Below are 6,998 nucleotides of genomic sequence, written 5' to 3'. Positions count from 1 at the left end.
CAGTTCGGCAGCGGATTGGGGCAGGCCGAACTTTGCCGCATAACTGGTGCCGGCGACGGGAAATATCTCCTCGTCGGCCAGCGGCAACGAGTGATAGTCCGGCCAGTCCAGCGGCGCGCCGCCGCGCACGCCGAGCGGAATGCCTTCCGCGATGATGTCGAGGTCGCGGTCGGCGGTCTGGATACGCAGGTCGATGCCCGGCAGTTCGTCGCGGAACTGCTGCAGGCGCGGCATCATCCAGAACGAGCCGAACGCGGTCGAGGCAGCCAGCGTGACATGACCGCCGGTTGCCTGCAGGCGCAGATCCTCCGCCGATTTGCGAATATGCGAAAGGCCGAGCGAGACATCGGCATGGAAGCGCTCGCCGGCCTCGGTCAGGAGAACCTGGCGGTGGCGGCGCTGGAACAGCTTGGCGCCAAGCCGTTCTTCCAGCCCGCGCACGGCATAGGAGACGGCGGCCTGCGTCATGCCGAGCTCGCGCCCGGCGGCGGTGAAGCTCGACAGCCGCCCGGCCGCCTCGAAGACGATCAGGCTGCCGGCCGAGGGCAGGAGGTGGCGCAGGCTTCGCATAAGCTGAGCTTATACAAGAGATCAGGATTTTCCAGCGTCACATCACCATTTTGTCGCGTTAGGCTCCTTCATGAGTGGAATGGAGTTGCCATGAACGCACCAGCCCCTGAAGTGACCGAACATGCCAACCGCCGCAGTGGCGGCCGCCTGGGACGCAAGGCCCTGCGCGGAGCTCCGGTAACGTCGTTTCCGACCCTGGTCCGCCAGATCCCCGTCTACCAGATGGTCCCCGATGAGGCGGTCGAGCTGATCCACGAGGAGTCGCTCTTGATCCTCGAAGAGGTGGGATGCGAATTCCGCGACGACGAGGCTATCGCACTGTGGAAGGCGGCGGGCGCGGATGTCTCGGAAACTCGTGTGCGGATCGACCGGGCCCTGCTGATGGAACTGGTATCGAAGGTCCCGCCGGAGTTCACGCTCAATGCGAGGAATCCGCAGCGTACGGTGCGGGTGGGCGGCAACAATACCATCTTCGTGCCGATGTATGGCGCGCCCTATGTGCGTGACCTCGACAACAACAGGCGCTACGGCACGCTCGCGGACCTCAACAATTTCCACAAGCTCGCCTACATGGCGCCGGCGCTGCATTCATCGAGTTCGGTCATTTGCGAGCCGATGGAAATCGCGGTACCGAAGCGTCACCTCCACATCATCCATTCCGCGCTTAAGCATTCCGACAAGCCGTTCATGGGCATCGTCACGTCCAAGGAGCGGGCGGAAGACACGATGGCGATGGCAGGCATCGTGTTCGGCGAGGATTACGTCCGCGACAATCCGGTCCTGGTGTCGATCACCAACTGCAATTCGCCGCTGGTGTGGGACGCCACCATGCTGGACGCGATGAAGGTCTATGCCCGAAGCAACCAGCCGCTGATCCTCGCACCCTTCGCACTGTGCGGCGCCTCGACTTCGGCGTCGGCCGTCGGGGCAGTCGCGCAGGTCAATGCGGAAGCGCTGGCGGGCGTCGCCTTCACGCAACTGCTGCGCCCAGGGTCGCCACAGATCTACGGACAGTTCATGGTCACCGTGGACATGAAGACCGGCGCTCCGATGGGCGGCACGCCGGAGGCGGCCCAGATGATGTACCTGATGGGCGCGCTGGCGCGGAAATACAAACTGCCGTGGCGCACCTCAGGCTTCCATGTCGGATCGAAGCTCAACGACGCCCAGGCGGGCTACGAGGCCAACATGCTGATGCATGCCGCCATCCTCGCCGGCGCCAACTACATCTGGCACTCCGCCGGGTGGCTGGAGGCCGGCCTGAGCTGCGGCTATTCGAAGTTCGCTACGGACTGCGAACAGCTGGTTGGCTGGTACAAATATGCAGGCGGCCTTCCGTTCGACGATTTCAAGGAAGCGATGGCAGCGGTCCGCGAAGTCGGGCCGCAGGGCCATTTCCTCGGCAGCAAACACACGCTCGAACATTTCGAGTCGGCCTTCTTCATACCCTCGATCATGGACTTCAATTCGTACGAACAGTGGAAGGCAGAAGGGGCGAAGGACCACGACACGCGCGGCCGCGAGAAGGCGCGCAACATGCTGGCGGATTACGAGGAGCCGAAGCTCGACGAAGGCATCGCCGATGGCCTGATGGATTTCATCGCGCGGCGCGAGGAGAGGCTGCCGGACAGCGTCAGTTGACGCGAAGAACCAAGATCAAAGGGAACCAGACGGGAGGAAAAAATGGCATTCTTCAGAAGCAGTGGCGATCGCGTGCCGAGCGCTATCGAGGCAATGGCGGTCGAAGCACGCGCGGGTCGTGTCGATCGGCGCGAGTTCCTGGCGCTGGCAAGCGCCTTCGGCGCATCGACGGCGCTTGCCTACGCCATGATCGGCCTTGCCGTGCCGGATCGGGCCTTGGCCGAAGAGCCGAAGAAAGGCGGAACGCTGCGCGTCTCGATGTCGGTGAAGGGGCAGAAGGATCCGCGCACCTACGACTGGGTTGAGCTGGCGAACATTTCGCGCTGCTGGCTGGAGCCGCTTGTCCGCTATACCAGGCAGTTCACCTTCGAGCCGGTCCTGCTCGAAAGCTGGGATATCAATGACGACGCCACCGAATACGTGCTGCATGTGCGCAAGGGCATCACATGGAACAACGGCGATGCCTTCAACGCCGATGACGTCGCTCACAATCTGACGCGCTGGTGCGAGAAGAATGTCGCCGGCAATTCCATGGCCGCCCGTGTCGGCGCGCTGATCGACGCAAAGACCGGCAAGGCCAGGGATGGCGCGATCACCAAGGTCGACGACAACACGGTCAAGCTGAAGCTAAGCGAACCAGACATTTCACTGATCCCGAATTTCACCGACTATCCGGCGCTCGTCGTGCATCGCAACTTCGATGCCGACGGTGCCGATCCGATCAAGAAGCCGATCGGCACGGGACCGTTCGAACTGGTCTCCTACGATGTCGGCCAGAAGGCGGTCGTCAAGCGTCGCGAGAATGGCAAATGGTGGGGTGGTGAAGCGCCGCTCGACAGCGTCGAGTTCATCGACTACGGCACCGATTTCAACGCCACCGTGAACGCGTTCGAATCCGGTGAGATCGACCTCAATTTCGAGTCGCCCGCCGACTTCATCGACATTCTCGACAAGATGGATCTGGTGAAATCGGAGGTGGCGACGGCGACGACGCTGGTTGCCCGCACCAACATCACCCACAAGCCCTATGATGACCAGCGGGTGCGCAACGCCCTGCAAATGGCCGTCGACAACAATGCGGTCCTCCAACTCGGCTATGCCGGGCGAGGCACCCCTGGCGAAAACCACCACGTTGCCCCGATCCATCCGGAATACTATCCGCTGCCCAAGAAGACACGCGACGCCGCCGGCGCCAAGAAGCTGATGGCGGAAGCCGGACAGGCTGACTTCGAGCATGAGCTGATCACCATCGAGGACGATTGGCAGAAGAATACCGGCGACGCCATTGCCGGCCAGCTGCGCGATGCCGGAATCAAGGTGAAGCGCACGGTGCTGCCGGGTTCGACCTTCTGGAACGACTGGACGAAATATCCCTATTCGATGACGATCTGGTACATGCGCCCGCTTGGCGTCCAGGTGCTGGCGCTCGGCTATCGCACCGGCGAGGCCTGGAATGAATCGGCATATTCCAACCCCGATTTCGACGCCAAGCTCAAGCAGGCGCTATCGCTCATCGACGTGGAGAAACGACGCGAGGTCATGAAGGATGTCGAGCAGATCCTGCAGGATTCGGGCGTCATTATTCAGCCGTTCTGGCAGAAGCTCTACAGCCACCAGAACAAGAAGGTGAAGAACTATGGTGTCCACCAGACATTCGAGATGGACCTTCAGAACGTCTGGCTGGACGGCTGAAACAAGGCGCGGCAGGACTTCATGAGCCGCAAAAAAGCCGATATGCAGGATGCGTGGTATTGATAGGCTCAAGCCATCAAAAGCCGGAGATTCTGCATGAGACTGACAGTGCTCGTTGCCGCCCTTTCGATAGCCCTGCCGGGCGCCGCCGTCGCCGGACCGGCTTCCGACGCGGTGAAGTTCTTCTATGTCCCGGCGGTCAAGTTCGAGGCCGACGAACAATATCGGGATCGGTTCACCGAACCGGTGACGAAACTGTTCGAGCTGAACGACCAGGCAACGAAGACGAACCCGGACCAGGTCGCCTGCATCGATTTCGATCCTGGTCTCGACGCCCAGGATTTCGATCAGAAAACCGTCTCGAAAACGCTGAAACTGTCTGAGAAGCTGGATGGCGATAACGCACAGGTCACGGCATCCTTCAGCCTGTTCTCCGAGGGCGATGATTCCAAACGTGAAATGCTCTGGTCGCTCAAGAAGATCGACGGCAAGTGGAAGATATCGGACATCGCTTCCAAGACCAGCGACTGGACGCTCAGCGCGCTGGAATGCATGGCCGGCCAGACGCCGGAGTGAAGCGATGGCCCATCGCCGGTTCCTGGCGCTGTCGGGTGTGTGCCTGCTGGCGGCTCTGAGCGGCGCCGCCGCGCAAGGCTTGTTGGGTGCGCCGCCGGCAAACGCCCCGGCCGGCACCCAGCCGGGCGACAGCGGGGCACCGCCCGCAAATGCGCCGGGCGGAGCGGCGGAACCGGCCACGCCGCCGGTGGGATGGTCGCCAGCCGAAGCCGCGCCCGCCGCACCGATCCAGCCGGGCTCGCCGACCGCCGTGGTGCGGCCGTTTTACGATCAGGTCGGACTGGAGATCGATCCGGCCGAGCGAAGCCATTTCATCGACCCGGCCAAAACCGTGCTCGACAAGAGCGACGCGTTGCGCAAATCCGGGCAGGGCGAGTGCCTCGACCCCAACATGGCGCTCGACAATGCCGATTACGACAAGGCCGAGATCGACAAGAGCCTGAAGACGCTCGAGGCGATCAACGGCGACCAGGCCAAGGTCATCGTCGCCTTCGTCATATCGGGCAACCCGCACCGGCTGGAATGGAAATTCAAGAGGGTCGACGGCGACTGGAAGATATCGGACCTATTGTCGGTGACCGGCGAATGGGCACTCAGCCAGTATCAGTGCGAATGAACCGGCGATGAAGCTTTGCTTTTCGCTAGCCATCGTGCTGGTCGGACTCGGCGTTGCCGGGGGCGTGTTCGACTGGCACATCGGCACGATACTAGTCGCTCGCCAGCCGCGGCAAGCTCTGGCAGCGCCTGGCGACTTCTCCGTCGAGCGCGTCGTACTCGACCAGGCCGATGCGCCCGAGCTTGTCGGCTGGGTAGCCGATCGAAAGGGCAGTTGCGGTGCGATTGTGCTGCTACATGGGCGCGGCGCCAACAGGCTGGCCTTGGTTCAAAGGGCGAAGCTCTTGTTCGACGCTGGCTATTCCGTTGTCTTGTTCGACCTCTCCGGTCATGGAGAGAGCGGTGGCGCCGTTCAGGGCTTCGGGTATTCGGAAGGCCCAGACGCCGCCCGTATTATTACCTTTGCTCGGCAACGCTTTCCAGGCCAGAAGCTTGGCGCCATCGGCTCGTCGCTTGGCGCCGCCGCACTTGTCTTTGCTGCGCCGCAAGCGCCTGCCGATGCCTATGTGCTGGAGCAGCTCTACGCAACCTTGCGCGAAACCACAGCGTGGCGAATGCCTTTCCACTTCTGGCGCGGTTTCCAAGCCGATGTCCTTTTGGCACAGATGCCGCTTCGTCTCGGGTTGAGCGCCGATGATGTCAAGCCGGTCGACCATCTTGCTGCTATCGGCAAGCCGCTGATGCTGCTTGCAGGCAGCAACGACCCTTTCATCGATCATGGACAGGTGCTGGCGCTGCAGAATGCTGCCGTTGGTTCACAACTCGTCTGGTTTGGAGGCGCAGGCCATGTCGATCTGCTGCGCTACGACCAACTGCGCTACAGCGATGCTATCTTTTCCTTTCTTGCAACAAAGCTCTGCCGGACGGGTGCCATCCATGGTTGACGTTCGCTCAACCCCGCCCGCGATAAGGCGCTACCCCGGTGTCGGGCAGCCAGGCGCCTTCGGGCGGAGCGCCGGTTTGCCAGAACACATCGATCGGAATGCCGCCGCGTGGATACCAATAGCCGCCTATGCGCAACCACAGCGGCTTGGTTGCCGCCACGATGCGGCGGCCGATCATGACGGTGCAGTCTTCATGGAAGGCGCCATGGTTGCGAAACGAGGTCATGAACAGCTTGAGCGACTTCGATTCCACCAGAGCCGCATCGGGTGCATAGTCGATGACGATATGGGCGAAGTCCGGCTGGCCGGTGACTGGGCACAGCGAGGTGAATTCCGGGCAGGTGAAGCGCACGATCGCCGGCGGTCCGTCACCGCGCGAAAACGGTACGGTCTCCAGGACCGCTGCTTCGGGGCTTCGTGGCGTCTCGACGTGCGCGCCGAGCTGGGTGAGGGTTTTGGTGTCGATCATGGCAGCAATCCTTGTCGCATGTGCCCGGAGTGCGTGCGGGACGACATGCTTGAAAACGAATTTTGCCGCTCATTAGCACAATTTGAAACCGCAGGAAGACGATGACCAGCAACGATCCGCTTCTCCAGCCCTACCAGCTCAAACACCTGACGCTGAAGAACCGGGTCATGTCGACCAGCCATGAGCCGGCCTATTCCGAGGACGGCATGCCGAAACAGCGATACCGGCTCTACCATGCCGAGAAGGCCAAGGGCGGCATGGCGCTGACCATGACCGCCGGCTCGGCGATCGTCTCGCGCGACAGCCCGGCCGCTTTCGGCAATCTGCATGTCTATGACGACAGGATCGTGCCATGGCTGGCCGAGCTCGCTGACGCCTGCCACGAGCACGACTGCAAGGTGATGATCCAGATCACCCATCTCGGCCGCCGTACCGGCTGGAACAAGGCCGACTGGCTGCCGGTGCTCTCGGCCTCGCCGGTGCGTGAGCCGGCGCATCGCGCATTCCCGAAGACGATCGAGGACTGGGACATGGAGCGCATCGTCGCCGAC

7 protein-coding genes and 1 pseudogene are annotated in these 6,998 nt (G+C 62.3%); 6 read left to right on the top strand and 2 right to left on the bottom strand.

From position 1 onward, the window contains the following. A partial coding sequence (locus EN984_RS16795; RefSeq protein WP_127383836.1) for a LysR family transcriptional regulator occupies positions 1-570 on the bottom strand: 570 nt, incomplete at its 3' end. Positions 571-660: 90 nt separating this feature from the next. Here EN984_RS16795 and EN984_RS16790 point away from each other — a divergent pair. The 5 genes from EN984_RS16790 (at position 661) to EN984_RS16770 (ending at position 5,978) form a co-directional block, all read left to right on the top strand. Then, on the top strand, positions 661-2,211 hold the full coding sequence (locus tag EN984_RS16790) for a trimethylamine methyltransferase family protein (protein WP_127269036.1): 1,551 nt from the start codon (positions 661-663) through the stop codon (positions 2,209-2,211). Between the two features lie 42 nt (positions 2,212-2,253). Further along, a complete protein-coding gene (locus tag EN984_RS16785) occupies positions 2,254-3,903 on the top strand; it encodes an ABC transporter substrate-binding protein (RefSeq protein ID WP_127269037.1) in 1,650 nt (549 codons plus the stop codon). Positions 3,904-3,999: 96 nt separating this feature from the next. Then, positions 4,000-4,479, top strand: coding sequence for a DUF3828 domain-containing protein (locus tag EN984_RS16780; RefSeq protein WP_127269038.1), 480 nt, complete (start codon positions 4,000-4,002; stop codon positions 4,477-4,479). A gap of 4 nt (positions 4,480-4,483) precedes the next feature. Next, the gene (locus tag EN984_RS16775; RefSeq protein WP_127272150.1) at positions 4,484-5,095 is read left to right on the top strand and encodes a hypothetical protein; all 612 of its coding nucleotides are present in this window, start codon (positions 4,484-4,486) and stop codon (positions 5,093-5,095) included. Between the two features lie 7 nt (positions 5,096-5,102). Continuing rightward, on the top strand, positions 5,103-5,978 hold the full coding sequence (locus tag EN984_RS16770; RefSeq protein WP_127272152.1) for an alpha/beta fold hydrolase: 876 nt from the start codon (positions 5,103-5,105) through the stop codon (positions 5,976-5,978). Between the two features lie 7 nt (positions 5,979-5,985). Here EN984_RS16770 and queF read toward each other — a convergent pair whose 3' ends face one another. Continuing rightward, on the bottom strand, positions 5,986-6,447 hold the full coding sequence (gene queF, locus EN984_RS16765; protein WP_027042220.1) for a preQ(1) synthase: 462 nt from the start codon (positions 6,445-6,447) through the stop codon (positions 5,986-5,988). 101 nt (positions 6,448-6,548) lie between these two features. Between queF and EN984_RS16760 the strand changes: the two are divergent. Next, a pseudogene (locus EN984_RS16760) lies at positions 6,549-6,998 on the top strand (N-methylproline demethylase); the annotation flags it as partial.

Source organism: Mesorhizobium sp. M7A.F.Ca.CA.004.12.1.1 (assembly GCF_003997835.1).
GTDB lineage: Bacteria > Pseudomonadota > Alphaproteobacteria > Rhizobiales > Rhizobiaceae > Mesorhizobium.
Note: the sequence above shows the minus strand (reverse complement) of the source record. Positions and strands in the feature narration are given on the sequence as shown.

Excerpts from the sequence above, each read along its gene's own strand:
- EN984_RS16790 (WP_127269036.1), top strand. The coding sequence starts at position 661 with ATGAACGCACCAGCCCCTGAAGTGACCGAACATGCCAACCGCCGCAGT.
- EN984_RS16785 (WP_127269037.1), top strand. The coding sequence starts at position 2,254 with ATGGCATTCTTCAGAAGCAGTGGCGATCGCGTGCCGAGCGCTATCGAG.
- EN984_RS16780 (WP_127269038.1), top strand. The coding sequence starts at position 4,000 with ATGAGACTGACAGTGCTCGTTGCCGCCCTTTCGATAGCCCTGCCGGGC.
- EN984_RS16775 (WP_127272150.1), top strand. The coding sequence starts at position 4,484 with ATGGCCCATCGCCGGTTCCTGGCGCTGTCGGGTGTGTGCCTGCTGGCG.
- EN984_RS16770 (WP_127272152.1), top strand. The coding sequence starts at position 5,103 with ATGAAGCTTTGCTTTTCGCTAGCCATCGTGCTGGTCGGACTCGGCGTT.
- queF (WP_027042220.1), bottom strand. The coding sequence starts at position 6,447 with ATGATCGACACCAAAACCCTCACCCAGCTCGGCGCGCACGTCGAGACG.